We start from the raw sequence: 22,419 nt of genomic DNA, 5'->3' as shown, positions 1-22,419 counted from the left end.
TCCGATTCTTGGGTGCCGCGACTTACAGCCAGCCCTTGGTGGCCAAGGATTTGGCGATGAGCTGTTGCGTCAGCTGGTGCCCATACGGCGTCGGGTGGAAGCTGTCGGCAAAGCCATAGCTCTTCCACCAATCGGTGCTGGTCTTGCCGGCCGTGGCGGCCAGGGCCGTCTCGGTGCAGGTCGGGAAGGTGTAGGTCGGCAGGCCGGTGCTGGGGTCAGTGCCGGTGGCCGGGCAGGCCGGTGTCTTCGCGTCGGTCAGGCCGAACTGCTCCGGCGTGGCCACCTGGTCCTGCAGGCCCTTGTAGAAGTCGACGACGATGACGCCGTCGTTGCCGGCGAGCTTGCTCGCGATCTGCGTGTTGAAGGCCGAAACCCAGCCCTGGAACAGCGCCTGGCTGTCGGCGCTGGCCTTCTTGCCCGCAGCAGCAGCAGCCTCGTCGGTGGCACCCGCCGCCTTCGCGGCAGCGGCCGTGGCCGACGCGACGCTTGCCAGCACCATCTGCAAGCGCGGCGTGAAGGTGATGTCCGGGATGTTCATCAAGACGACATGGGTGGCGCCCTTGTCGAGCACGTTGGTCTTGATGGACGCGTAGAACTTGTCGGCCAGCGCCGTCATGTAGGTGCCGCCGATCGCGGCGGTCGTCTGGGCGCCGCCGGTCAGCGCAGCGCTGATCTGGGCCGGCGTCAGCAGCGTGCCGAGCAGGGCCGAGTAGGTGGCGCCCGAATCGGTGCGGGCCTTCAGGTAGGCGCCAACCAGATCGGCGGCGTCGTTGCCACCGCCGTCGATGATGACCAGGTCGTTGGCCGTGAAGCTGCCGGTCGCCGCGAACGTGGACATCTGCGTGCCGATGTTCAGCGGGTTGGTGGGCGCCACGCTGGTGCTCGTGATGCGGCTACCGCCGATGGCGTAGTTCGTGCAACCAGTCTTGGTGGTGTTGGGGACGAAGGTCGTTTCGCCGGTTGCCGCGAAGTAGTTGCACAGGGTCTGGCCGTAGTTGGCGGCCACGCGCTCGACATAGATGGGGTTGCTCGCCGCCTGCACGGTGAACTTGAAGCCAAAGGTGCCGCTGTCCTGGAGGCTGTCGCCAAAGATCTTGACCGAGTTGATCGAGATCGCCGGTGTCGTGTCTGCCGTCGCTCCACCACCACAGCCCGATACGAGCATGCCGCCCAACAGCGCAGCAGAGGCCGCAGCGATCCGGGTAAGGAAGGGTTTCATCTATGTCTCCTAAGCGACAGCACTGCACGGTCGCGTGAAATTCGGGGACGCCACTCTAAACGCTGATTTTTCGAACGGTCGTTCGTTTTTTCCCCTAGCGCGCGTAAAGAAGCGCGCCTGGGGCCTGCCAGGGCCCTGCAAACGGCCTTTTCAGGCCCTCTCAGGCCACTGAGCAAGTCTGTGGACGGCGCCGGGACAACCGCCCAGATATCCACAGCCGGAACGCGTCGCCCGAAGTTGTTCCCAATCGCGAACCCGGTCGTCCCTGGTCTGGCGCACAGGCTTCTTCACGACACAAACATCTGTCGCGAAACGATTTTTTTGCCTTGTCCACAGCGCGGCCCGCCCTCTACTACAACGACTACTTTGAAATCTTGAATACAGTTTGGAATACATCGGACAACTTCCTCATGGACATTCCCGCCCTGCAGCGCCGGCTGCGCCGCTTCGCCGACGAGCGCGACTGGCACCCCTACCAGACCCCCAAGAACCTGGCGATGGCCATGACGGTGGAAGCCGCCGAGCTGCTGGAGATCTTTCAGTGGCTGACGCCTGAGCAGTCGCAGCACCTCAGCGACGACCAGCGCCGCCATCTCGGCGAAGAGTTGTCGGATGTGCTGCTCTACCTGGTGCAGATCGCCGACCACGCGGGCGTGGACCTCGAAGCCGCGCTAGAACGCAAGCTGGCGATGAATGCCGTCAAGCACCCGCCGCTGAAGTCGTCATGACGATGGAGACCATCGCCGTCGTCGACTTCGAAACCACGGGCCTCGGGCCTACCAGCGGCGGGCGAGCGACGGAGATCGCGGCCGTGCTCGTGCGCGGAGACACCGTCGTGGATCGCTGGAGCAGCCTGATGAACAGCGGCACCTGGGTGCCGCCACACATCCAGGTCTTGACGGGTATCAGCAACGACATGCTCGCGAGCGCGCCCGATTCGACGGCCGTGATGCAGGAGCTCGCGCGTTTCACGCAGGGCTGCCCGCTGGTGGCCCACAACGCCGCGTTCGATCGCGGGTTCTGGCAGGCCGAGATGGCACAGGCGGGCGTCACGGCCGACCCGGCCCATGAGTTCGCCTGCACGGTGTTGCTGTCACGTCGGCTCTGGCCCGAGGCGCGCAGCCATTCGCTGGGCGCGATGACCGACTTCCACGGCATCCGCTTCCAGGGCCGTGCACACCGTGCGATGGCCGATGCGCTGGTCACGGCGGAGTTGTTGCTGAAAGTACGCGCCGAGGTTGCCCAGCGCTTCGCGCTCGACCTGGGAGACGCTGAGGTCGACCATGCGCTGCTGGCCTGCCTGCAGCGCACGCCCTTGCGCTGGTTACGGCGCGGTTTGGTGGATCACGTGAAGGCGCGCAGGCAGAGTTCCTGAACAAAGGAAAAATTTCTGTCAAGACCCAGCACTACGGACTTGGACAAGGACAATCCCGCCCTTTCGTCTCGCGTCATTGCCCAAAGAGTTCCATGTCCGTGATCCAGGTTCGCCCCGCCACCCTGCGCGATGCAAAGGCCATCGCCGAGATCCACGTTGCCGCCAGCCAGGATGCCTACAAGTCCCTGCTGCCCGTTGCCGCGCTGGACGCGATGTCGGTGCAGAAGCGTCAGGCCTTCTGGCGCGAGGCCATCGACCTGTGCGAGCCGCAGGTCATCGTTGCCCATCTGGACAACAAGATCATGGGCTTCGCCGGCTTCGATCGTTCGCGCGACAAGGGCACGCCCGCCACGACCGGTGAGGTCTGGGCGCTGTTCGCCAGCCCGGAGCACTGGGACAAGGGCGTGGGCCTGGCGCTGTGGGATGCCACGCGCGACGGCCTGCAGGAAGAAGGCTGCACCAAGGCCACGCTGTGGTGCTACCTGCGCAACGAACGCGCGCTGCGCTTCTTCGAGCTCGCCGGCTTCAAGCGCGAGCTGGGCAGCGCCCGCACGACCGAGGTCGGTGGCGCCCGCGTCGAAGAGATCCGCCTGTTCCGCTCGCTGGTCTGATACGCACAGAAGCGCCCCGCAGGGCGCTGTTCATCGGGGACTGAGCGTTCAGGCGGCGTAGCCGCCCGTGGCCAGTGCCCAGCCGTCGGTGGCGTCGTCGTGACGCTGCACATGCACCGGGCAGAGCTTGCGCGCGGCGGCACGTTCCACCAGCGCTTCGGCCTGGTCCGGCGTCAGCTGCAGCGCGAAGCGCACCCAGCGCTTTTGCACCAGCGGCAGCGCCCAGGCATCTTCCAGCGCCCAGCGAATCTCGTGCGGCTGCTGCAGCTCTGCGGCCGCCAGCACACGCGGTGCCAGCGCCAGCACGAAGCGGTTGAAGTCGGTCCGCAACGCGTCCGTCGGCAGCAAGGCCTCGAGCCGGCTCAGGCGGGCGCTCCAACCCGGCGTCGCCAGCTGGCGCGTGACCAGCGCCTGCAGGGCCTGGATGGGGTTGAACAGGCGCAGCCGGTTCGGCGGCAGCACGCGCAGCGGCGTCCGGGCCGCGTCTTCGTGGCTCATCGGCGTCACGAAGCTCACCAGCACCGTCAGCCGTTCCCATTGGGCCTGCGTCAGGCCACCGATGCGCGTGATCGCGCCGGCCGCGCAGCGCTCAGCCCGTTCGGCGAGCGCCGGGTGGTCGAGGTCGCCCTTGGCCTGGTTGGCGTGCTCGCTCATGACGGCCAGGTTGCCCGCGGCATAGCCGGCGTCGTTGCGCACGCGGTCGATGCTGCGGTTGTCGCCGTCAAGGCGCTCACGCGTGATGGGGCAATGGCTGGTGTCCAGCTGCGCCAGGTGGTTGGGCGTGAGCTGGATGTCCTCGAAGCTGCGGCCGCGCGTCCAGGCGTGGGTGCGCAGGGCCAGCCACAGCTCGACCTGCGGGCTGGCCGGCGTGCGCACCGTGCGGCCGTGGGCGGCCATCCAGCCGCGTTGCAGCGGCGACTGCGGGTAGAGGTGGGCGATGGGCGGCGTCACGCCGTGCAGGGCGTAGTCGCGGCCCAGGGCCAGCCCCACGTGTTCATGCGCGCTGATGGCGGCAGGGGCGTGGTCCATGTCCAGGTCGAACTGGACGAGGGCGGTCTGCGCGGTGGCGGCGGTGTTGTGGACGGCTTGCATGTCGGGGCTCCTGAAGTGAGAGGCACGCCGATGAGTCGCGGGCCTTGCAAGCAGTCTCTGAGCCAGGTAGCTCATGAGATGATCCACCTGGAAAACACTGTGGTTATTTTCAGGATGGATCGCACCGAGCGCTTCTACAAGATCGAGCACCTGATCCGCTCCCGCGGCTGTGTGTCGTTTGCCGAACTTCTCGACGCGCTGGAGGTGTCGCCGGCCACGCTCAAGCGTGACCTGGCCTACCTGCGCGAGCGGCTGGACGCTCCCATCGAATACGACGCCGCCGAGAACGGCTACCGCTTCGGCCAGCAATGGCGTGGCGGCAAGCATGAACTGCCGGGCATGTGGTTCAACGAGGCCGAGCTGCATGCGCTGCTGACGATGCAGCAGATGCTGGCCGGGCTGGATGAGCAGGGCGTCGTCGGCCGTCACCTGCAGCCGATGTTCGACAAGGTCACCGGCATGCTGGGCGTCGATGCCGCGGAGGCCGATGAGCTCAGGCGGCGCGTGAAGCTGATCGGCACGGCGCGGCGGCGCATGGCCAGCGACTGTTTCGAGACCGTGGGCAGCGCCGTCGTGAAGCGCCGACGACTGGCCATCCGCTACCGCAAGAAGCGCGACAGCGCGGGCGGCGAGCGAGAGGTGTCGCCGCAGCGGCTGGTGCACCATCGCCACGCCTGGTATCTCGACGCCTTCTGCCATCGCAGCCAGGGCTTGCGTCGCTTTGCGCTGGACGGCATCGAGGCGGCCACGCTGCTGGACACCGAGGCGCAAGGCCTGGCCCTCGCCGAGCTGGAGGCCGAGCTGGACCGGGGCTACGGCATCTTCGCCGGCGGCACGCCGCAGGAGGCCGAACTGCTGTTCAGCGCCGACGCAGCCGCCTGGGTCTCGCGCGAGGAATGGCACCCCACGCAACAGAGCGAGTTTCTGGCCGACGGCCGCTGGCGTCTGCGGCTGCCGTATGTGGACGACACCGAGCTGCTGATGGACCTGCTGCGCCACGCGGGCCAGGTGGAGGTGGTGCAGCCGGCCGCACTGCGCGAGGCCTATGCGCAGCGGCTTCGCCAGGCGGTCGCGGCGCTGTAGGACAAGTCCGCGTCATTTGATGGCCGTCATGTCGGCCACGCTCAACCGGGTTAGGCTTCATGCGTGTTTGAACCCATCGAGGAGCCCGAAATGAGCGAAACCGCCCAAGCCAAGGACAAGCTGGCCACCGACTTCCGTGCCGTGATGGACGACGTCGATGCGCTGATGACCGCCACGACCAACAAGGCCGACGTCGAGGTCAAGGCACTGCGCGCCCGCATCCAGGAACGCCTGTCCGGCGCCAAGGAAAAGCTGCTGGACGCCCAGCACGAAGCCATCCAGCGCGCCAAGGACGCTGCCTCCGCAACTGACGATTACGTCCACGCCAAGCCCTGGCAGGCGGTCGGTGTTGCCGCTGCCGTCGGCCTGGCGATCGGCGTGCTGATCGGCCGCCGCTGATCAACGCAAAGGCAGCCCCTTGAGCGACGACAAGGAACCCGTCTCCGCGCCGCTGCGGCGGCTCGGTGCTTCGCTGCTGACGCTCGGGCGTATCCGGCTCGAGCTGTTCGCCATCGAGGCGCAGGAGGAGAAGGAGCGCATCGCCGGCCTGCTGTTGTGGGCCGTGCTGGGCGCATTGCTGGCGGGCTTCGGCCTGTTGATGGCGTTGACGCTCGTCACCGTGGCGCTGTGGGACAGCCATCGGCTGCTGGCGCTTGCCGGCGGCACGGTGGTGCTCATCGCGGCTGCGGTGGTGGCCATGCTGAAGGTGAAGGCCTTGATCGCGCAGCCCGCGAGCCTGTTCCAGTCCAGCATCGGTGAGCTGCGCGCCGACGCCGACGCGCTGCGGCGCCGCCCCGGCCCATGATTCCCAAGATCCCGGCCGACCCCGCCGAGCGCGCGGAACGCAAGGCGAACCTGCTGCTCGCTTCCGAGTTGTTGCGCGGCCAGGCCGCCGTGGCGGTCGACGACCTGGGCGGCCGCGCCGACGGTTGGGCGGTGCGGCTGATGGCCTGGCGCAACCTGCTGTCCAACCCGATCGTGCTGGCCACGCTGGGAGGCGGTGCTGCCTTCTTCGCGGCCGGTCGCGGTCAGCGCCGCAGTCGCGTCTGGCGCGGCCTGCGCTGGGCGTGGCTAGCCTGGCGGCTGTTCCGCCAGAGGGGCTGACCGGTGAGGGCCTGTTGACCCTAGAGGAGCGGGCTGTCGCGGCCGCGGCCGTGCGCCGGGGCCGCATCGAGATCGTGCAGCCACGGCATGCCCGAGGCTCGCCACAGCTGGACCGTCGGCTTGAGCTGTGCGCGTTCCGTCACGCAGCCGAGGCGGATGTTGAGCGTCTTGGGTTCGTCGGCTTCGGTGGCGTACAGCTGCGTGCCGCAATCGGCGCAGAAGGCCTGAGCGCGGCGGTTGCCGCTGGCCGCCACCTTGACGTAATGCTTGGGCGAGCCCGTCATCTGGACCTGGCCGGCCGGAACGGGCACGACGGCCCGGAACGGCGCGCCGGAGAAGATCTGGCAATCGGCACAGTGGCAGGCAAAGACCTTGGCGGGGTCTACCAGGGCCGTGAAGCGGATGGCCCCGCAGTGGCATTGGCCGGTGATATTCATGGTCATTTCAGTGTTCAGTGTTCAGTGATCGGCGGCGTCCAGGCGCTTCATGCGCTCGCTCTGCCAGTAGACGTCATCACCACCGAGGCCGTCGAGGTTGGCGCGGTTGAGCACGCGGGCCAGCACGAACAGCAGATCGGACAGGCGGTTCAGGTATTGCCGTGGCGCGGCGCGGATCGGCTCTGTCGCGGCCAGCGTGATGACGGCCCGCTCGGCGCGGCGCGCCACGGTGCGGCATACGTGCGCGATGGCCGCACTGCGCGTGCCGGCCGGCAGGATGAACTCCTTCAGGCGCGGCAGATGCTCGTTGTAGTGCGCCAGCGCTTCATCCAGCCGCAGCACGGCGGCGTCTTTCAGCAGCTCGCCGCCGGGCCAGGAGAGTTCGCCGCCGAGGTTGAACAGCTCGTGCTGAATCGTCACGAGCAGTTCACGCACGTCGTCGGGCAGCGGCTCGGCCAGCAGCAGGCCGAGGTGGGAATTCAGTTCATCGACATCGCCCATGGCCTGCACGCGCAGGTGGTTCTTGGGCACGCGGCTGCCGTCGGACAGGCCGGTGGTGCCGTCGTCGCCGGTGCGGGTGGCGATCTGGGAGAGTCGGTTGCCCATGTGGCGGTCTGCGAGGGTGTCGAGACCGCCATTCTCGTCAGTGCCGGCGCCCGCTGCGATGGAAGTCGGGCTTTTGCACCGCGTCCGCATGGGCTTGCGGGCCGGCACCGTGCGGCACGGGCTGCGTGCCCGGCTTGGGCGGCGGTGCCTGGCCGGCCCGGGGTTGGCCCATCAGCTCGCGCCAGCGGGCCGCCAGCACATCGAAGCGCAGGGTGCCGAGCGCCACGAGCGCAACGGCCAGGATCAGCAACAGCCAGGTCAGGGTCATGGCAGCACTCCCAGGTTGGAGATGCCATGCTGGCACTGGCGGCTCGGCGCTGCAACACAATGGGCTGATCTGGATCAGGAGTCCGTCGATGAACGCGCCCGCCCTTGTCGAAGCCGCCGTGCTGCCCTTGTCGCAGCCCCTGCTCGACGCCTTGCAGGCCGCGTTCGGCGCGCGCTGTTCCACGGCGCTGGCCGTGCGCGAGCAGCATGGGCGCGATGAATCCGTCTTCGACGTACCGCCGCCCCAGGCAGTGGTCTTTGCCGGCAGTGAAGCCGAAGTGGCTCAGGTCGTTGCGCTGTGTGCCGCGCACCGTGTGCCGCTCATTCCTTATGGCGCGGGGTCGTCGCTGGAAGGTCATTTGCTCGCCGTGCGTGGTGGCGTTTGCCTGGATGTGTCGCGCATGAACCAGGTGTTGCGCGTCGACGCCGACGACCTCACCGTGACGGTGCAGCCGGGCGTCACACGCCGGCAGCTGAACGAGGCGTTGAAGCACGAAGGGCTGTTTTTCCCCATCGACCCCGGCGCGGATGCGAGCCTGGGCGGCATGGCCGCCACGCGCGCCAGCGGTACGAACGCGGTGCGCTACGGCACGATGCGTGAGAACGTGCTGGCGCTGCGCTTCGTTGCCGCGAACGGCGAGATCGTGCGCACCGGCTCACGCGCGAAGAAGAGTAGCGCGGGCTACGACCTGACGCGGTTGCTCATCGGCAGCGAGGGCACGCTGGGCGTCATCACCGAGCTGACGGTGAAGGTGCACCCGCTGCCCGAGGCCCTGTCGGCCGCCGTGTGCTTCTTCCCCAGCATCGACGCGGCCGTGCGCACGGCCATGCAGGTCATCCAGCTCGGCGTGCCCATCGCGCGCTGCGAGCTGCTGGATGCCAACGCCATTCGCGCCGTGAACGCGCACGACAAGCTGGGGTTGAAGGAACAACCCATGTTGCTGATGGAGTTCCACGGCAGCGAGGCCGGCGTCGCCGAGCAGGCAGCGACCGTGCAGGGCGTGGCGGCCGAGTTCGGCGGCGAAGCCTTCGAGTGGGCGACGACGCCCGAGGCCCGCACGCGGCTGTGGACGGCGCGGCACCACGCCTATCTGTCGGGCCTGCAGATGCGCCCCGGCTGCCGCGCGGTGACCACCGACACCTGCGTGCCCATCTCGCGGCTGGCCGAGAACATCAACGCATCGATCGAAGAGGTCGAGGCCGCCGGCCTGCCTTACTTCATCGTCGGCCACGTGGGTGACGGCAACTTCCACATGGCCTATCTGCTGGACCCCGCCCGGCCGGAGGAACTGGTGACAGCCGAGCGGCTCAGCGCGCAGATGGTCGCGCGGGCCATCGCGCTGGAGGGCACCTGCACCGGCGAGCACGGCATCGGGCTGCACAAGCAGGGGTTTCTGCTGGACGAGACGGGGGCGGAAGCGGTGGCCCTGATGCGTGCGGTGAAGGCGGCGCTGGACCCGGCGGGGATCATGAATCCGGGGAAGGTATTCGCCGGTTGACGTGGTCAGCGGCGGTAAGAGAACCTGTCACGACCTGCCGCTGTTGCTGGAAATTCAATGCTGCAGGGAATGCGGCTGAAAGGGAGAATTCTTATGAAGATTCAATTGCTTGGCGATTCCGCTATGCGGCGATTCATGGCGCAGTGCGCCTGCATCACGGGCGTTGGCTGTCTGCCGAGAACACGTTAGGCCCAGAGGCGATGGCTCGCACGTTCCCAGCGTTTGCCTTTGCAATGGATTCGGGACTATTGCCTGATCGACTAGAAACTCCGGAGAAGATTTACGAGTTGCTCGAGGTTGGTTACAAGCAAGGTAACATGCTTTCTGGAGGTTCTTATAAAGGATGGCTGGCTTTGGTGGTCGAATGCATATCCAAAAGGTACGGAATATCGTGTCTTGATTTCTTGTATTGCGAGCCATGGCTATGTGAAGATGGATGCTATGCAACAGTGCTAGGCGGAGATCGACTTAATTCCGTTGTTGAAACTATAAGAGAATTATTTGATCGCTTTGAAACGCACCCGTCTGAGCTAATTGCCATAGCGGACCAAGGCAGGTCGGAATATGATATTTTGGAGTGCTTACACAATTCCACCGCATCGTTGAACCCGAAAGTGGATGACGGTGACGATTTCAACTACCTATTTGCCTACCTGAAGTCTTTGTTGGCTCTCTGCGAAACGGCGATTAGAGAAGGAAAACTGGTCGTCTATGCTCAGTTTGATGGTGGATGATTATGATTTGCGAAAAATTTAGTAATTAGTCGGCCCTGCAGAACCCCGCCAACCCGCATGAACACTAGGTTTTCCGGGTGAGTGCCAATGGTCAGAACTCCCAGGAAGATATTCAATCCCCACCAGTTGCTGGGAGTTTTGGGAGGCGAGTTGATGGCCACGGATGACTTCTTCAGAGCGCGACTGGACGGCATGGTGGACCCTCGCCACCCGCTGGCCGTGCTGGCCCAGCGGATGCCCTGGGCGCAGATCGAGTCCTCGCTTGCGCCGCTGTTCGCGCGCAAGGCCCGCTCGGGGAAGTTGATGGCCGACGCCGACCTGTTCGGCACCACCGCGTGTGTGACCGCCGGCGGCGTGAGCCGCGCCGGGCGCCCGCGTTTGCCCATCCGGCTCATGGTCTCGCTGCTGTACCTCAAGCACGCCTTCAACGAGAGCGACGAGTCCGTGTGCGAGCGCTGGAGCGAGAACGTCGTCTGGCAACTGTTCAGCGGCATGGAGTACTACCAGACCAAGCTGCCGTGCGACGCCACGCAGATCGGGCGCTTTCGCCGCGTGCTGGGCGAGGCCGGCGTCGAGCAGTTGCTCAAGACCACCATCGAGACGGCGCTGGCGATCAAGGCCGTCAAGAAGCCTGAGTTCGAGCGCGTGATCGTGGACTCCACCGTGCAGGAGAAGGCCATTGCCCACCCGACCGACAGCCGCTTGCTGGAGGTGGCGCGCGAGAAGATCGTGCGGCTGGCTCAGCGAGCAGGCTTGAAGCTCAAGATGACCTACGAGCGCGAAGGCCGCACGCTGCGCCGCAGGGCCGGTGGCTATGCCCACGCCAAGCAGTTCAAGCGGCTGCGCCAGGTGCTGCGCCGCCAGCGCACCATCCTCGGGGTGCTGCTGCGCGAGGTGCGGCGCAAGATGACGACGCTGACTCAGGTCGCCCAGGCGCAGCTTGAGGTCTGGCTGCAGCGCGCCGAGCGCATCCACGCCCAGCGCCCCAGCGACAAGAACAAGCTCTACGCGCTGCACGCGCCGGAGGTCGAGTGCATCGGCAAGGGCAAGGCCAGGAAGCCCTACGAGTTCGGCGTCAAGGTCAGCCTGGCGGTCACACACAAGAGCGGGCTGATGGTGGGGGCCAGGTCGTTCCCCGGCAACCCGTTCGACGGCCACACGCTGGCCGCCCAACTGGAACAGGCCGGCGCGCTGCTGCAAGACATCGGCGCGGCGCCGAAGATCGCGGTCGTCGACCTGGGCTATCGCGGCGTGGACAAGGAGATTGCGCCGGTCGAGCTGATCCACCGGGGCAAGCACAAGTCCCTGAGCCAGGAGCAAAAGCGCTGGCTCAAGCGGCGCCGAGCCATCGAGCCGCTGATCGGCCACACCAAGCAGGACCACGGCATGCAGCGCTGCTGGCTCAAGGGCGGCGACGGCGACGCGCTGCACGCGGTGCTGTGCGCGGCCGGGTTCAACATCCGCTGGCTGATGCGGGCGCTGCTGCGCCAGCTCGGCGCCAGCGGGCTGAAGCATGTTTTTTTGGCCCTGATGGCCCTATGCGCGAAACAGCTCACCGGCTTGCCGGCCAGCTTGCGCGCCCCGGCTGCGCCACCGCACGGGCCACGCAGCGCAATCGCGCTCCCGACGCCAGTGCGCCGCTGGTCCAACGACCTCGTCGCAGTCGCTTGAACTTGCGATTCGGAATTTGCAGGTCTGACTACTGAGTTCCAGTGGCGTCACGGTGTGGGCTGCCGTCGCTGACGGCAACCGCAGGAGCATGCGCCCGCAGCGTGGCCGGCGCCGCGCGGCACCGTGGTGACAGCGGCCCGGCCGGACTTGACCACAATGCTGCGCTTTCCCACCTCATCCAGGAGACAGACGATGTTCAACCACCTCATGGTCGGCAGCAACGACATCGAGCGCAGCAAGCGCTTCTACGACGCCGTGCTGGCCGTGCTCGGCGCGCCGGAGGGCGTGCGCAACACGGCGCCGTCGGGCCACCAGCGCGTGTTCTACCGCCACGCGGGCAACAGCTTCGGCATCAGCCAGCCCATCAACGGCGAGCCGGCCTGCCATGCCAATGGCGGCACCATCGGTTTCAAGTGCGAATCGGCCGAGCAGGTGAAGACCTTCCACGACGTGGCGGTGGCCCATGGCGGTACGTCCATCGAAGAGCCGCCCGGCCTGCGTGAAGGGGCGCTGGGGGCGATGCACCTGAGCTATGTGCGCGACCCCGACGGCAACAAGCTCTGTGCCGTGTGGCGCGTGCCCAAGGCCTGATCGCGCCGCCGCGAGGCCCATGAAAAACGCCGCCCGAAGGCGGCGTTTGCACAGCTGAGGCCAGGCCTTAGAACATGGCCTTGAACTGCACGCCGTAGGTGCGCGGGTCGTTGATGAAGCCCGTCAGGTTGTTGAAGTCGATGGCGCCGGTGACGCGGATCTGGTTGGTGATGTTGCGCACGAAGCCGGCGGCTTCGTACTTGCCATTGCCCCAGATATAGCCAACGCGCAGGCCGCCTTCCGTGAGCGCCTTGCCGGTGAACTCGGTGGCCTCGTACAGGAAGAAGTTGACCTTGGAGCGGTAGGCCCAGTCGGTGTAGACGTAGACCTCGCTGCCGTCGGCCAGCGGCATGCTGTAGCGGGCGGTCAGGTTGGCCGTCCACTTCGGGGCGTTGGGCAGCGGGTTGCCGTCGACCATGGCGTTGCCGCCGACCATCGGGTCCAACACGGTGGGGAAGGCCGTGCCCACCTGCAGCGAGCCGCCCGGCGGCACGCCCAGCGCGGCGTCCTTGATCTTTGTGTTGTTCAGCGAGCCGCCGAAGGTGACCAGCAGATCAGGCGTGATCAGCGCTTCCAGGTTCAGCTCGGCGCCGTTGCCGGTGGCCTTCTTGGCGTTGAGCAGGCGGGTGGCGTTGCTGCTGCCGCCCACGGCGGTGAGCTGCAGGTCCTTGACGGTGTAGGTGAACAACGAGCCCGACAGGCGCAGCGTGCGCTTGAGCAGTTCGCTCTTGAAGCCGATTTCGTAGGAGTTCACGCTCTCCGGGCCGGCCTGCGACTGGCCCGCGAAGGCCGAGGCGTTCTGCATCGATGAGGCGCGGAAACCGTTGGCGAAGCGCGCGTAGACGTTGGTCGTCGCGTCGAGCTTGTAGGTGGCCGACAGGTCGCCGCTCCACTTGCCGTCGTCGGTGCTGGCCGAGGTGCCGGTGGAGGTGTTGAAGCCGCCCGAGCCGGCGTGCGTGGTGGCCAGGTCCTTCTTGTCCTTGGTGTAGCGCAGGCCGCCGCGCAGCGTCAGGTCCTTGTTGACGGCGTAGTTCACCGAGCCGAACACGGCCCAGGCCTTGTTGGTCTGCTCCGAGTAGATGTGGTCGTTGGCGACGTGGGTCGTCGTGTCGTAGGTGATGTTGTCGATCGTGTACTTTTCGTCGAAGAGGTACACGCCGGCTTGCCAGCTCATCGGGCCGCTGGTGTTGGACTCCAGGCGCACTTCCTGCGTCAGCTGGCGGTGGCCGTTCATGCCGCTGCCGGTCTCGGAGGGGAAGGGGATGCCGGCCTGGCCGAGGACGCCACCGTCGATGTCGCCGCGCGACAGCGGCTTGACGTGCTCGCCGCCGGTGATCGAGTAGATGTTCAGCTCGGGCAGCGACCACTTCAGGCGCAGGCTGCCGCCGCTTTGCTTGAGCGTTTGCTCGTTGACGCCGTCGAAGGCGACCTTCTCGGCGTCAAAGCCGTCGGCCAGGTCGTTGGTGCCGCGCTTGATGGCGTTGGCGCGGAACAGGCGGGGGCTGCCGTCCAGGTCACGGAAGTGCACGTTGAGCAGCGCGCTGAACTGCTTGTGCGGCTCGTACAGCACCTGGCCGCGCACGGCGCTGTCGCGGTAGCCCTCGGTCTTGGGCGTCACGGCGTTAGGGGCGGTGTTGTCCACCCAGTCGCTGCGGCGCTGGGTTTGTGCCGAGATGCGCGCGGCCCAGTCGCCCGACAGCGGCAGGTTGGCCGCGCCTTCGAGGTTGACGGTGCCGTAGTTGCCCACGGTGGCGCTGACGTAGCCGTCCTGCTTCTGGCTGGGCTTGACGGAGTCGAACTTGACGACGCCGGCCGGCGTGTTGCGGCCGAACAGTGTGCCTTGCGGGCCGGCGACGACTTCCACGGCGGCCGTGTCGAAGATCGGGAAGCCCTTCAGGATGGGGTTCTCCTGGATCACGTCGTCGACGATGACGCTGACCGGCTGCGACGCGTTCAGGCGGAAGTCGGTGTTGCCGTAGCCGCGCAGGTAGAAGCGCGGGAAGGCGCGGCCGAAGCTGGATTCGATGTTCAGGCTGGGCACGCGGCCCGACAGGAAGCGCAGGTCCTGGCCGCCGGAGGCCAGCACGTCGAGCTTCTCGCCGCTGATCTTGCTGACGGCGCTGGGGACGTCCTGGATGTTCTCGGCGCGGCGCTCGGCCGTGATGACGACGGCTTCAAGCTGGCTGCGGTCCTTGGCCTGGGTTTCCTGAGCCAGGGCGGGCAGGGCGGTGATCAGTGCGAGGGCCATCAGGCTCAGGCGCGGTGCGTTCATCGGACGACGACTCCAGAATTGAAAACGGCCCCAAATGCAGGGCCGGCGTCGATTGTGCGGATACCCAGGCGCGATGCCGCCTGTCATGGCGGGGGGTGTTGCGCAAGTCCGACGAAGTTGTCAGCTTCAGCGCCCGACGAGGGCGATCGTGGTGCGAAATGCACCGCGACAGGGCCGGTTGACCCGCGATGCAGCGGGGCCGCTGGCGGCCCCGCTGGCGCATCAGAACCGGTAGCTGGCACCCAGGCCGACGTGGTTGCCCTGGATCTCGATGCCGCGGCCGATCTCGTAGCTCTCGTTCACATAGCGAACCAGCACGCTCATTTGCGGCGTGAACAGGTATTCGCCTTGCACGATGAAGCCTGCCTTGCTTTCGAGATCGATCGAGCCGCCCAAGGACAACGCGCCCGAGCTGCTGATCTTGGCTCCTGTGGCCTTGCGCACGCCGACGCCCGCGCGCAGGTTGTTGTCGATCTTCCAGAGGCCGATCAGTTCGACCGGCCAGCGCGCGAACTTGGCCGACCCGTTCTTGGCGGTGCTGTCGTCGACGTGGTAGCCGATGTTGGCCTGCAGTGCGAAGTTGTCGAACTCGTACTCGGCGCCGCCGAACATGTGCAGGAAGCCGCCGCTGCGGATCTTCTGGGTGCTGCCGTCCGTGTAATGGAGCTCGAGCAGCGTCTCGCCGCCGCCGGTGATGCTGGCGCCCACGATGGGCCGCAGGCCCTCGGCCTGGCAGTTGACAGACAGTGCCAGCATGGCGGCGACGACAGCGATTTGCTTTTTCATGTTGAGGTTTATGTTTTGAACAACGCCGTCCTCCTGACGGCGGCGCGAATGTAGTGGGGACCGTCGCGTTTGCCGGTATCGGGATGTATGCGAGCAACACCGGCGTGAACATTGCCGTCCGCCAGAATGCCGGCATGCAACGCCGCCACCTCATCACCGCCTGGGCGCTGTCGCCGTGGGCCGCGGCTGCGGCCGATCCCGCTTCGACGCCTGAGTTCGCAGCGCTGGAGCAACGCGTTGGCGGCCGGCTGGGCTTCTTCGCCGTCGACACGGGCAGCGGCCGCACGCTGGCGCACCGCGCCGACGAGCGCTTCGCCACCGCGTCGGCCTTCAAGATCCTGCTCGCCGCGCGGGTGGCGCAGGGCGTGGAGCAGCGGCGCTGGCGCTGGGAGGACGAGGTGCCGCTGCGCGACAGCGAACGCGTGCCGCATTCGCCGGCCTTCGACCGTTGGCTGCCGCGCGGCCGGGCGACGCTGGCCGAGCTGTGCGCGGGCATCGTCATCGAGAGCGACAACCCCTGCGCCAACGTGCTGCTGCGCCACTGCTGCGAGTCGCCCGCAGGGTTGACCGCCTGGTTGCGCGCACAGGGCGACACGGTCACCCGGCTGGACCGCTGGGAGACGGAGCTGAACGCGAACGCGCCGGGCGATGAGCGCGACACCAGTTCGCCGCGCGCCTTCGCCACCACACTGCAACACCTGTTGCTGGGCCCGGGGCTGACGCGGCCCAGCCAGGCGCGCCTGTGGGCCGACCTGCAGGCCTCCCGCACGGGGCTCAAGCGGCTGCGTGCCGGCGTGCCCGCCCAAGGCTGGCGGGTGCTGGACAAGACGGGCACCGGCATGCGCGGTGCGGTCAACGATGTGGCGCTGGTGTTCCCGCCCGAGGGCCGGGCGCCGTGGGTGGTGGCGGCGCTGCAATCGGACTCCACGGCCGGCACCGACGCGTTGTCCGACGTGCATGCCCAGGCCATGCGGTGGCTGGTGAAGGCCTGGGCGTGACGCGAGGCCCGCTGCGAAGTTTGCCCTTGGGCCACGTTTCGTTGCGGGCCTAAGCATCGGCGGGCCCACGCCGCGCACAGTGGCGGCTCCACTTCACGGAGCCGCCGCATGGCCGCCATCACCTGTTTCATCCGCTACGAGCTGGACCCCTTCCAGCGCGAGGCCTTTCGCACCTATGCGCAGAACTGGGCTCGCATCATTCCCCGCCTGGGCGGGCGCCTGCTGGGCTATTGGCTGCCCTGGGAGGGCAGCAACGACGAAGCCTGGGGGCTGGTGGGCTTCGACTCGCTGGCCGACTACGAGGCCTACCGCGCGCGGCTGAAGGCCGACCCCGAGGCGCGTGCCAACTTCGAGTTCGCGCAGGCGCAGCGCTTCATCCGCCGCGAGCAGCGCAGCTTCTGCGAGGATGTGTGCCCATGATCGCCGTGATCTTCGAAGCGCGGCCGACCGCAGCGGGCCGTGCCGCCTACCTCGACCATGCCGCGGCGCTGAAGCCGCTGCTGGCGCAGCAGGACGGCTTGGTGTCGGTCGAGCGATTCCAGAGCCTGACCGATCCGGACAAGCTGCTGTCGCTGTCCTTCTGGCGCGATGAGGCCGCCGTGCGCGGCTGGCGCGAGCTGGCGCAGCACCGCGAGGCGCAAGCCGCCGGGCGTGGCGGGCTGTTTGCCGACTACCGGCTGCGCGTGGCGCATGTCGTGCGGGACTACGGCCTGAGCGACCGCGAGCAGGTGCCGAGGTGAATTCGGAGCCTCGCCTGGCCCGTGTGGCGGCGGCCATTGCCGACCCGACCCGGGCGCGCGTGCTTGCGCGGCTGCTCGATGGTCGCCTGCACACGGCGGGCGAGCTGGCGGCACATGCCGGCGTGACGGCCCCGACGATGTCGGCCCACCTGAAGCTGCTCGTCGACGAGGGCCTGGCCCGCGTGCGGCCGCAGGGCCGGCACCGCTATTTCGGCCTGGCGGATGGTGACGTGGCCCACGCGCTGGAAGCCCTGCTGCGCGTGGCCGATGGCCGCGACGCTGGCCCGGCTGCCGACCTGAAGCGCTGGCAGAAACCCGAGATGCGCGGCCTGCGGCATGCGCGCAGCTGCTACGGGCATCTGGCCGGCGAGCTGGGTGTGAAGTGGCGTGAGACGCTGCTGGCCAAGGGTTGGGTGAGGGCCGCGGCGGATGGGCGGTATGAGGTCAGCGATGCGGGCCGGCAGGCGCTGGCCGAGCTGATGCCCGACGGCCCTGCGGCGACGGGGCGTGTGCTCTACGACTGCGTGGACTGGTCAGAACGGCGCGACCATTTCGCAGGGCCTCTGGCGGTGGCATGGCTGGAGGCGATGGTGGAGCGTGGCTGGCTGCGGCGTGTTGCCGGCTCGCGCGAGCTGCAGCTCATGCCGCCGGGGCATCGCGCCTGGGCGGCGTGGATGCGGGCTTGATGCCGGCTTGATGCCGGCGTACGGCGGCTCCGTGAGACGGGCGCTGCTCGGATGGCGTCGCGAACTAGGGAGATCGACCCAGACGCACATCGGGCGTTTGCCTTTACAAGCCCATCCCATGAACAGCTTCCGAATCCGAACCGCCGCGCCGGCCGATCTCGACCTCGTCGCCCCGCTCTTCGACGCCTACCGCCAGTTCTACGAGCAGGCACCTGACGCCGCTGCGGCGCGGCATTTCATCCGTGACCGGCTGCAGCGCGATGAATCCACCATCCTGCTTGCGTTGAACGACAAGCAGCAGGCCGTCGGTTTCGCACAGCTCTACCCCATCTTTTGTTCCATCGACGCCAAGCCCATCTACTCGCTGTCGGACCTGTTCGTCGTGCCCGAAATGCGCCGCTCGGGCGCCGGGCGGGCGCTGTTGCTGGCCGCTGAGCGCCATGCGCGCAACACCGGCCGCACGCGGCTGGAGCTGACGACGGCGCACACGAACAAGACGGCGCAGGCGGTCTACGAGTCGCTGGGATGGCGGCGCGACGAGGTCTACGCGGCCTATGCCAAGGATGTGCAGACGTGAGATGTTGGTCAAACGGAGAACCGCATGGCGACGCTGGACCACCTGATCCTCAAGGTCAACGACCTCGACGCGAGCCTGCGCTTCTACACGCAGGTGTTGGGCTTCACCGATGCCGGCCAGGACGGGCCGTTCACGGTCGTGCGCGTGGGGCCTGACTGCCAGCTGCAGCTGGCGCCGTGGGGCACACCGGGCATGGAGCACTATGCGTTCGCCGTGTCGCCCGATGAGTTTGACGCCATCTTTGCGCGCATCCAGACCGCCGGCCTGGGCTACGGACCGACGTTCGATGCGGTGGGCACCAACACCGGCGTGGGCAGCGAGGTGGGCGCGCGCGGGAGCGGGCCGACGCTGTACTTCAACGACCCGAACCGGCACCTGATCGAGATCCGCTGCTACCGGTAGGCGGTGGCCCCACGGGCCGCCGCGGGGCGTGCGGTCGGCACAATGCCGGCCTCTCTTCATCACAGGTGTTCAAACCATGGCTTGGCTGTTGCTCGTCGTTGCCGGCTTGCTGGAGGTGGGCTGGGCCATCGGCCTGAAGTACACCGAGGGGTTCACGCGGCTGTGGCCGAGCGTCGGCACGGTGACGGCCATGCTGCTCAGCGTGGGCTTGCTCGGCGTGGCGATGAAGTCGCTGCCCGTCGGCACCGCCTACGCCGTGTGGGTGGGCGTGGGCGCGGTCGGCACGGCGGCGCTGGGCATCGTGCTGTTCGGCGAGCTGGCCAGCGTGGGCCGGTTGGTCAGCCTGGGGCTGATCGTGGCCGGCATCGTGGGGTTGAAACTGGCGTCCTGACGGCGCTGGTTCAGCGCTTCTTGCGCTGCGGCACCACCAGCACGGCGCCGCGCTTTTGCAGCGTGATGTCCCACTCGTAGATGTCCCGCGTGGTGGGGTCGACGGCGTAGTAGCCGAGCAGGTGGGTGGCGTCGTCGGGCTCCTTGGGGCCGTCAAAGCGCAGCGTGAACACGAAGTCGGCATCCGTCGCATGGCGGCGGCAGCGGTAGTCACCGCGCTTGTCGGGGCCCGCCAGGCGCAGCGCATGGGCGGTGCTGATGAGCTTGAGGCAGGCCTGGCGTTCGGTCAATCCGGCCGCAGAGGCGGGCAGCGAGAACAGCGGGAGCAGGAGAAGCGAGAGCAGGGGACGGTACATGGGGGTCAGTATCGGGGAGGCCGCTTCAGCCCGCCTGGGCGGGCACGTTCCAGCGGCGGGTGACGTCGCCGCGGCTGTTGACGCTTTCCAGGTTGACCGCGAAGCCCCACAGCCGGCCGACGTGCTTGAGCACCTCTTGCGCGTTGTCGTGCAGCGGCCGGTTCATGTGCTGCTGGTGGCGCAGCGTGAGTGAGCGGTCGCCGCGCAGGTTCACGTTCCAGACCTGGATGTTGGGTTCGCGCGTGGAGAGGTCGTATTGGCGCGACAGCGCCTGGCGCAGGTGGCGGTAGCCGCCTTCGTCGTGGATGGCGGAGATCTCGTACTCGCTCTTGGCCTCGTCGTCGAGGATGGAGAAGAGCCGGAAGTCGCGCATGATCTTCGGGCTCAGGTACTGGCCGATGAAGCTCTCGTCCTTGAAGTTGCGCATCGCGTGATCCAGCGTGGGCAGCCAGTCGCTGCCGGCGATGTCGGGGAACCAGTCGCGGTCTTCGGCGGTGGGGTTCTCGCAGATGCGCTTGATGTCGGTGTACATCGCAAAGCCCAGCGCATAGGGGTTCAGGTTGGCGCCGGGGTGCTGGTAGACGACGTTGGTGTGGGACTTCAGCCACTCGATCATCATGCCGTCGCTCAGGTAGCCGTCGTCGTACATCTGGTTGAGCAACCGGTGGTGCCAGAAGGTGGCCCAGCCCTCGTTCATGACTTGCGTCTGACGCTGCGGGTAGAAGTACTGCGCGATCTTGCGGACGATGCGGACGATCTCGCGCTGCCAGGGCTCCAGCAGCGGCGCGTTCTTCTCGATGAAGTACAGCAGGTTCTCCTGCGGCTCCTCGGGGAAGCGGCGGCTCTCGGCGGCTTCGTCGGGGCGGTCGGGCTTCTTGGGCAGCGTGCGCCAGAGGTCGTTGACCTGCATCTGCGCGTGGTGCTCGCGGTCCTTCAGCCGCGCGCGCTCCTCGGCGAGCGACAGCTTGGCCGGCCGGCGGTAGCGGTCCACGCCGTGGTTCATCAACGCGTGGCAGCTGTCCAGCAGCGTCTCGACGGCGTCCAGCCCGTGGCGCTCCTCGCAGTCGGCGACGTAGTTCTTGGCGTAGACGAGGTAGTCGATGATGGACGAGGCATCCGTCCACATGCGGAACAGGTAGTTCCCCTTGAAGAACGAGTTGTGGCCGTAGCAGGCGTGGGCGATGACCAGCGCCTGCATGGCCAGCGTGTTCTCCTCCATCAGGTAGGCGATGCAGGGGTCGGAGTTGATGACGATCTCGTAGGCCAGGCCCATCTGGCCGCGCTTGTAGCTGCGCTCGGTGGCGATGAACTCCTTGCCGTAGCTCCAGTGGCGGTAGTTCACCGGCATGCCGACCGACGCGTAGGCGTCCATCATCTGTTCGGCGGTGATGACCTCCAGTTGATTGGCGTAGGTGTCCAGGCCGAAGCGCTCGGCCGTTTCCTTGATGACGGCGTGGTATTCCTCGATGAGCTCGAAGGTCCAGTCATTGGGCGACGGCAGCGGCTGGCCGGGCCGTTGCGGCAGCGGCCGCATGCGCTGCAGCGGCTGGCGTTGCCGGCGGTCGGCGATGCCCTTGGGCGGGACGGCGGCGCGCTCGGGGTGGCGTCGATCCTCTTTGCAACTCATGCCGCGGCCCCTTCCTTCTTGAACAGCTCGCGGAAGACGGGGTAGATCTGCGAGGCCTCGACGGCCTTGCGCATCGCGAAGTGGGCCACGTCGTCCTGCAGCTTCTGGTATTCCTCCCAGAGGTTCTGTTCGGGCTCGGCGACCTGCACGTAGGCGAAGTAGCGGCAGAGCGGCAGGATCTTGTCGGCCAGCAGTTCGCGGCAGCGGCCGCTGTCGTGGTGCCAGTTGTCCCCGTCGCTGGCCTGGGCGCCGTAGATGTTCCACTCGGTGGGCGAGTAACGCTCCTTGATGATCTGCTCCATCAGCACGAGAGCCGACGAGACCACCGTGCCGCCCGTCTCGGTGGCGTGGAAGAAGTTCTGCTCATCCACCTCCTGCGCCTGGGTGTGGTGGCGGATGAAGACGACATCGATCTTCTCGTAGTGCCTGGTGAGGAAGAGGTAGAGCAGGATGAAGAAGCGCTTGGCGAGATCCTTGCGGCCTTCGTCCATCGAGCCGGACACGTCCATCAGGCAGAACATGACGGCGCGCGTCGTCGGCACCGGGATGCGCGTGCGGGCGCGAAAGCGCAGGTCGATGGGGTCGAGGAAGGGGATGGCCTCCAGCCGGCTGCGTAGCAGCGCAATGCGCTCGCGCGTCTCGGCCAGCAGGCGTGGCGTCTCAGGGCGGTCTTCCTTCAGCAGCTCCTGCTCGCGGGCTTCGAGCTCGTGCAGTTCGCGGCGCTTGTCCATGCCCAGCGCGATGCGCCGGCCTAATGCGCCGCGCATCGAGCGCACGACGTGCAGGTTTGTGGGCGTGCCGTCGGAGACGAAGCCGGCGCGCTGCGACTTCCATTCGGGCGTGTCGGCCAGCGACGTGCGGGCGAGGTTGGGCAGGGCGAGGTCGTCGAAGAAGACCTGCATGAACTCTTCCTTGCTGAGGTGGAAGACGAAGTCGTCCTCCCCTTCGCCGGAGTCGCTGGCCTCGCCCGCGCCGCTGCCACCGCCTTGCCCGCCCTTGGGCTTGGGCACGCGGTCGCCCTTGACGTACTCCTGGTTGCCGGGCCGCACCACCTCCCGCACGCCGCCGTCGCCGTGGCCGAACACGGGCTCGTTCAAGTCCCGCTTCGGGATCTTCACGTCCTCGCCGCGCTCAATGTCGCGGATGCCGCGGCCGTCCACCGCGCGCTTCACGGCCTCGCGGATCTGCTCCTTGTGGCGGCGCAGGAAACGCTCACGGTTGCCGATGGACTTGTTCTTGCCCGAGAGTCGTCTGTCGATGATTTGCTGAAGCGACATCGCTACCTTTCCGCAGGCC

28 protein-coding genes are annotated in these 22,419 nt (G+C 67.3%); 18 read left to right on the top strand and 10 right to left on the bottom strand.

Annotated elements, in window-relative coordinates:
• Positions 1-22: 22 nt before the first annotated feature.
• Positions 23-1,219 (bottom strand): SGNH/GDSL hydrolase family protein, encoded by a 1,197-nt coding sequence (locus ACG00X_RS19940; protein WP_394490764.1) that lies wholly within the window; start codon positions 1,217-1,219, stop codon positions 23-25.
• Between the two features lie 410 nt (positions 1,220-1,629).
• Between ACG00X_RS19940 and ACG00X_RS19935 the strand changes: the two genes are divergently transcribed.
• The 3 genes from ACG00X_RS19935 to ACG00X_RS19925 all read left to right on the top strand — a co-directional run bounded on the left by ACG00X_RS19935 (position 1,630) and on the right by ACG00X_RS19925 (position 3,205).
• Positions 1,630-1,947, top strand: coding sequence for a nucleotide pyrophosphohydrolase (locus ACG00X_RS19935; RefSeq protein ID WP_394490762.1), 318 nt, complete (start codon positions 1,630-1,632; stop codon positions 1,945-1,947).
• Complete coding sequence (locus ACG00X_RS19930; protein WP_394490760.1) at positions 1,944-2,594, top strand: 3'-5' exonuclease; 651 nt, start codon at positions 1,944-1,946, stop codon at positions 2,592-2,594. The genes ACG00X_RS19935 and ACG00X_RS19930 overlap by 4 nt, the downstream gene beginning before the upstream one ends.
• A 92-nt stretch (positions 2,595-2,686) precedes the next feature.
• A complete protein-coding gene (locus ACG00X_RS19925; RefSeq protein ID WP_394490758.1) occupies positions 2,687-3,205 on the top strand; it encodes a GNAT family N-acetyltransferase in 519 nt (172 codons plus the stop codon).
• A 48-nt stretch (positions 3,206-3,253) separates the two neighbouring features.
• On the opposite strand, the gene ACG00X_RS19920 is transcribed toward ACG00X_RS19925, so the two are convergent.
• Positions 3,254-4,297, bottom strand: coding sequence for a hypothetical protein (locus ACG00X_RS19920; RefSeq protein ID WP_394490756.1), 1,044 nt, complete (start codon positions 4,295-4,297; stop codon positions 3,254-3,256).
• Between the two features lie 114 nt (positions 4,298-4,411).
• Between ACG00X_RS19920 and ACG00X_RS19915 the strand changes: the two genes are divergently transcribed.
• From ACG00X_RS19915 to ACG00X_RS19900, 4 genes are all read left to right on the top strand, one after another.
• On the top strand, positions 4,412-5,380 hold the full coding sequence (locus ACG00X_RS19915) for a helix-turn-helix transcriptional regulator (protein WP_394490754.1): 969 nt from the start codon (positions 4,412-4,414) through the stop codon (positions 5,378-5,380).
• Between the two features lie 90 nt (positions 5,381-5,470).
• Positions 5,471-5,779, top strand: a complete 309-nt coding sequence (locus ACG00X_RS19910; protein WP_394490752.1) for an ElaB/YgaM/YqjD family protein — start codon at positions 5,471-5,473, stop codon at positions 5,777-5,779.
• Between the two features lie 19 nt (positions 5,780-5,798).
• Complete coding sequence (locus ACG00X_RS19905) at positions 5,799-6,185, top strand: phage holin family protein (RefSeq protein ID WP_394490750.1); 387 nt, start codon at positions 5,799-5,801, stop codon at positions 6,183-6,185.
• A complete protein-coding gene (locus ACG00X_RS19900; protein WP_394490748.1) occupies positions 6,182-6,484 on the top strand; it encodes a hypothetical protein in 303 nt (100 codons plus the stop codon). The genes ACG00X_RS19905 and ACG00X_RS19900 overlap by 4 nt, the downstream gene beginning before the upstream one ends.
• A gap of 20 nt (positions 6,485-6,504) precedes the next feature.
• On the opposite strand, the gene ACG00X_RS19895 is transcribed toward ACG00X_RS19900, so the two are convergent.
• The 3 genes from ACG00X_RS19895 to ACG00X_RS19885 are packed head-to-tail and all read right to left on the bottom strand — an operon-like array spanning position 6,505 to position 7,795.
• A complete protein-coding gene (locus ACG00X_RS19895) occupies positions 6,505-6,921 on the bottom strand; it encodes a GFA family protein (RefSeq protein WP_394490746.1) in 417 nt (138 codons plus the stop codon).
• A gap of 21 nt (positions 6,922-6,942) precedes the next feature.
• Positions 6,943-7,527, bottom strand: coding sequence for a cob(I)yrinic acid a,c-diamide adenosyltransferase (locus ACG00X_RS19890; protein ID WP_394490744.1), 585 nt, complete (start codon positions 7,525-7,527; stop codon positions 6,943-6,945).
• 37 nt (positions 7,528-7,564) lie between these two features.
• A complete protein-coding gene (locus ACG00X_RS19885; RefSeq protein ID WP_394490742.1) occupies positions 7,565-7,795 on the bottom strand; it encodes a hypothetical protein in 231 nt (76 codons plus the stop codon).
• Between the two features lie 88 nt (positions 7,796-7,883).
• On the opposite strand from ACG00X_RS19885, the gene ACG00X_RS19880 reads away from it, so the two are divergent.
• From ACG00X_RS19880 to ACG00X_RS19865, 4 genes are all read left to right on the top strand, one after another.
• The gene (locus ACG00X_RS19880; RefSeq protein WP_394490740.1) at positions 7,884-9,293 is read left to right on the top strand and encodes an FAD-binding oxidoreductase; all 1,410 of its coding nucleotides are present in this window, start codon (positions 7,884-7,886) and stop codon (positions 9,291-9,293) included.
• Positions 9,290-10,027 carry a hypothetical protein gene (locus ACG00X_RS19875; protein ID WP_394490738.1) on the top strand — a complete coding sequence of 246 codons (738 nt, stop codon included), beginning with the start codon at positions 9,290-9,292 and terminating at the stop codon, positions 10,025-10,027. The genes ACG00X_RS19880 and ACG00X_RS19875 overlap by 4 nt, the downstream gene beginning before the upstream one ends.
• A gap of 153 nt (positions 10,028-10,180) precedes the next feature.
• Positions 10,181-11,698: an IS5 family transposase gene (locus ACG00X_RS19870; protein ID WP_394490736.1), complete on the top strand. Its 1,518-nt coding sequence runs from the start codon at positions 10,181-10,183 to the stop codon at positions 11,696-11,698.
• Between the two features lie 192 nt (positions 11,699-11,890).
• Positions 11,891-12,289 carry a VOC family protein gene (locus ACG00X_RS19865; protein ID WP_394490734.1) on the top strand — a complete coding sequence of 133 codons (399 nt, stop codon included), beginning with the start codon at positions 11,891-11,893 and terminating at the stop codon, positions 12,287-12,289.
• Between the two features lie 67 nt (positions 12,290-12,356).
• Here the strand turns inward: ACG00X_RS19865 and ACG00X_RS19860 are convergent, their stop codons facing one another.
• Together ACG00X_RS19860 and ACG00X_RS19855 are read right to left on the bottom strand one after the other, a co-directional pair.
• Positions 12,357-14,561, bottom strand: a complete 2,205-nt coding sequence (locus ACG00X_RS19860) for a TonB-dependent receptor (protein ID WP_394490732.1) — start codon at positions 14,559-14,561, stop codon at positions 12,357-12,359.
• Positions 14,562-14,783: 222 nt separating this feature from the next.
• Positions 14,784-15,347: an outer membrane beta-barrel protein gene (locus ACG00X_RS19855; protein ID WP_394490730.1), complete on the bottom strand. Its 564-nt coding sequence runs from the start codon at positions 15,345-15,347 to the stop codon at positions 14,784-14,786.
• A gap of 134 nt (positions 15,348-15,481) precedes the next feature.
• Between ACG00X_RS19855 and bla the strand changes: the two genes are divergently transcribed.
• From bla to sugE, 7 genes are all read left to right on the top strand, one after another.
• The gene (gene bla / locus ACG00X_RS19850; protein ID WP_394490728.1) at positions 15,482-16,345 is read left to right on the top strand and encodes a class A beta-lactamase; all 864 of its coding nucleotides are present in this window, start codon (positions 15,482-15,484) and stop codon (positions 16,343-16,345) included.
• 108 nt (positions 16,346-16,453) lie between these two features.
• Positions 16,454-16,765 (top strand): NIPSNAP family protein, encoded by a 312-nt coding sequence (locus tag ACG00X_RS19845; protein WP_394490726.1) that lies wholly within the window; start codon positions 16,454-16,456, stop codon positions 16,763-16,765.
• Positions 16,762-17,085: an antibiotic biosynthesis monooxygenase family protein gene (locus ACG00X_RS19840; protein ID WP_394490724.1), complete on the top strand. Its 324-nt coding sequence runs from the start codon at positions 16,762-16,764 to the stop codon at positions 17,083-17,085. Before ACG00X_RS19845 ends, ACG00X_RS19840 begins: the two co-directional genes overlap by 4 nt.
• On the top strand, positions 17,082-17,771 hold the full coding sequence (locus ACG00X_RS19835; RefSeq protein WP_394490722.1) for an ArsR/SmtB family transcription factor: 690 nt from the start codon (positions 17,082-17,084) through the stop codon (positions 17,769-17,771). Before ACG00X_RS19840 ends, ACG00X_RS19835 begins: the two co-directional genes overlap by 4 nt.
• A 118-nt stretch (positions 17,772-17,889) precedes the next feature.
• The gene (locus ACG00X_RS19830; protein ID WP_394490720.1) at positions 17,890-18,348 is read left to right on the top strand and encodes a GNAT family N-acetyltransferase; all 459 of its coding nucleotides are present in this window, start codon (positions 17,890-17,892) and stop codon (positions 18,346-18,348) included.
• A 24-nt stretch (positions 18,349-18,372) separates the two neighbouring features.
• Entirely contained in the window at positions 18,373-18,750 is a 378-nt protein-coding gene (locus ACG00X_RS19825) for a VOC family protein (RefSeq protein ID WP_394490718.1), read from the top strand.
• A gap of 76 nt (positions 18,751-18,826) precedes the next feature.
• Positions 18,827-19,141, top strand: a complete 315-nt coding sequence (gene sugE, locus ACG00X_RS19820) for a quaternary ammonium compound efflux SMR transporter SugE (protein ID WP_394490716.1) — start codon at positions 18,827-18,829, stop codon at positions 19,139-19,141.
• A gap of 10 nt (positions 19,142-19,151) precedes the next feature.
• Here the strand turns inward: sugE and ACG00X_RS19815 are convergent, their stop codons facing one another.
• From ACG00X_RS19815 to ACG00X_RS19805, 3 genes are read right to left on the bottom strand one after another with little or no spacing between them, the layout of a single operon-like run.
• Positions 19,152-19,496 carry a hypothetical protein gene (locus ACG00X_RS19815; RefSeq protein WP_394490714.1) on the bottom strand — a complete coding sequence of 115 codons (345 nt, stop codon included), beginning with the start codon at positions 19,494-19,496 and terminating at the stop codon, positions 19,152-19,154.
• Positions 19,497-19,521: 25 nt separating this feature from the next.
• Positions 19,522-21,123: a SpoVR family protein gene (locus tag ACG00X_RS19810; RefSeq protein WP_394490712.1), complete on the bottom strand. Its 1,602-nt coding sequence runs from the start codon at positions 21,121-21,123 to the stop codon at positions 19,522-19,524.
• Positions 21,120-22,400: a YeaH/YhbH family protein gene (locus ACG00X_RS19805; RefSeq protein WP_394490710.1), complete on the bottom strand. Its 1,281-nt coding sequence runs from the start codon at positions 22,398-22,400 to the stop codon at positions 21,120-21,122. Before ACG00X_RS19805 ends, ACG00X_RS19810 begins: the two co-directional genes overlap by 4 nt.
• Positions 22,401-22,419 lie beyond the last annotated feature (19 nt).

This window comes from Pelomonas nitida (assembly GCF_043555975.1).
GTDB classification, from domain to species: Bacteria; Pseudomonadota; Gammaproteobacteria; order Burkholderiales; family Burkholderiaceae_C; genus Pelomonas; species Pelomonas nitida.
The sequence above is the reverse complement of the archived record's forward strand: the minus strand, read 5'-3'. Positions and strand labels throughout refer to the sequence as shown.

Coding starts and splice junctions, on each gene's coding strand:
- ACG00X_RS19940 (WP_394490764.1), bottom strand. CDS start 1,219: ATGAAACCCTTCCTTACCCGGATCGCTGCGGCCTCTGCTGCGCTGTTG.
- ACG00X_RS19935 (WP_394490762.1), top strand. CDS start 1,630: ATGGACATTCCCGCCCTGCAGCGCCGGCTGCGCCGCTTCGCCGACGAG.
- ACG00X_RS19930 (WP_394490760.1), top strand. CDS start 1,944: ATGACGATGGAGACCATCGCCGTCGTCGACTTCGAAACCACGGGCCTC.
- ACG00X_RS19925 (WP_394490758.1), top strand. CDS start 2,687: ATGTCCGTGATCCAGGTTCGCCCCGCCACCCTGCGCGATGCAAAGGCC.
- ACG00X_RS19920 (WP_394490756.1), bottom strand. CDS start 4,297: ATGCAAGCCGTCCACAACACCGCCGCCACCGCGCAGACCGCCCTCGTC.
- ACG00X_RS19915 (WP_394490754.1), top strand. CDS start 4,412: ATGGATCGCACCGAGCGCTTCTACAAGATCGAGCACCTGATCCGCTCC.
- ACG00X_RS19910 (WP_394490752.1), top strand. CDS start 5,471: ATGAGCGAAACCGCCCAAGCCAAGGACAAGCTGGCCACCGACTTCCGT.
- ACG00X_RS19900 (WP_394490748.1), top strand. CDS start 6,182: ATGATTCCCAAGATCCCGGCCGACCCCGCCGAGCGCGCGGAACGCAAG.
- ACG00X_RS19895 (WP_394490746.1), bottom strand. CDS start 6,921: ATGAATATCACCGGCCAATGCCACTGCGGGGCCATCCGCTTCACGGCC.
- ACG00X_RS19890 (WP_394490744.1), bottom strand. CDS start 7,527: ATGGGCAACCGACTCTCCCAGATCGCCACCCGCACCGGCGACGACGGC.
- ACG00X_RS19885 (WP_394490742.1), bottom strand. CDS start 7,795: ATGACCCTGACCTGGCTGTTGCTGATCCTGGCCGTTGCGCTCGTGGCG.
- ACG00X_RS19880 (WP_394490740.1), top strand. CDS start 7,884: ATGAACGCGCCCGCCCTTGTCGAAGCCGCCGTGCTGCCCTTGTCGCAG.
- ACG00X_RS19870 (WP_394490736.1), top strand. CDS start 10,181: ATGGCCACGGATGACTTCTTCAGAGCGCGACTGGACGGCATGGTGGAC.
- ACG00X_RS19865 (WP_394490734.1), top strand. CDS start 11,891: ATGTTCAACCACCTCATGGTCGGCAGCAACGACATCGAGCGCAGCAAG.
- ACG00X_RS19860 (WP_394490732.1), bottom strand. CDS start 14,561: ATGAACGCACCGCGCCTGAGCCTGATGGCCCTCGCACTGATCACCGCC.
- ACG00X_RS19855 (WP_394490730.1), bottom strand. CDS start 15,347: ATGAAAAAGCAAATCGCTGTCGTCGCCGCCATGCTGGCACTGTCTGTC.
- bla (WP_394490728.1), top strand. CDS start 15,482: ATGCAACGCCGCCACCTCATCACCGCCTGGGCGCTGTCGCCGTGGGCC.
- ACG00X_RS19845 (WP_394490726.1), top strand. CDS start 16,454: ATGGCCGCCATCACCTGTTTCATCCGCTACGAGCTGGACCCCTTCCAG.
- ACG00X_RS19840 (WP_394490724.1), top strand. CDS start 16,762: ATGATCGCCGTGATCTTCGAAGCGCGGCCGACCGCAGCGGGCCGTGCC.
- ACG00X_RS19830 (WP_394490720.1), top strand. CDS start 17,890: ATGAACAGCTTCCGAATCCGAACCGCCGCGCCGGCCGATCTCGACCTC.
- ACG00X_RS19825 (WP_394490718.1), top strand. CDS start 18,373: ATGGCGACGCTGGACCACCTGATCCTCAAGGTCAACGACCTCGACGCG.
- sugE (WP_394490716.1), top strand. CDS start 18,827: ATGGCTTGGCTGTTGCTCGTCGTTGCCGGCTTGCTGGAGGTGGGCTGG.
- ACG00X_RS19815 (WP_394490714.1), bottom strand. CDS start 19,496: ATGTACCGTCCCCTGCTCTCGCTTCTCCTGCTCCCGCTGTTCTCGCTG.
- ACG00X_RS19810 (WP_394490712.1), bottom strand. CDS start 21,123: ATGAGTTGCAAAGAGGATCGACGCCACCCCGAGCGCGCCGCCGTCCCG.
- ACG00X_RS19805 (WP_394490710.1), bottom strand. CDS start 22,400: ATGTCGCTTCAGCAAATCATCGACAGACGACTCTCGGGCAAGAACAAG.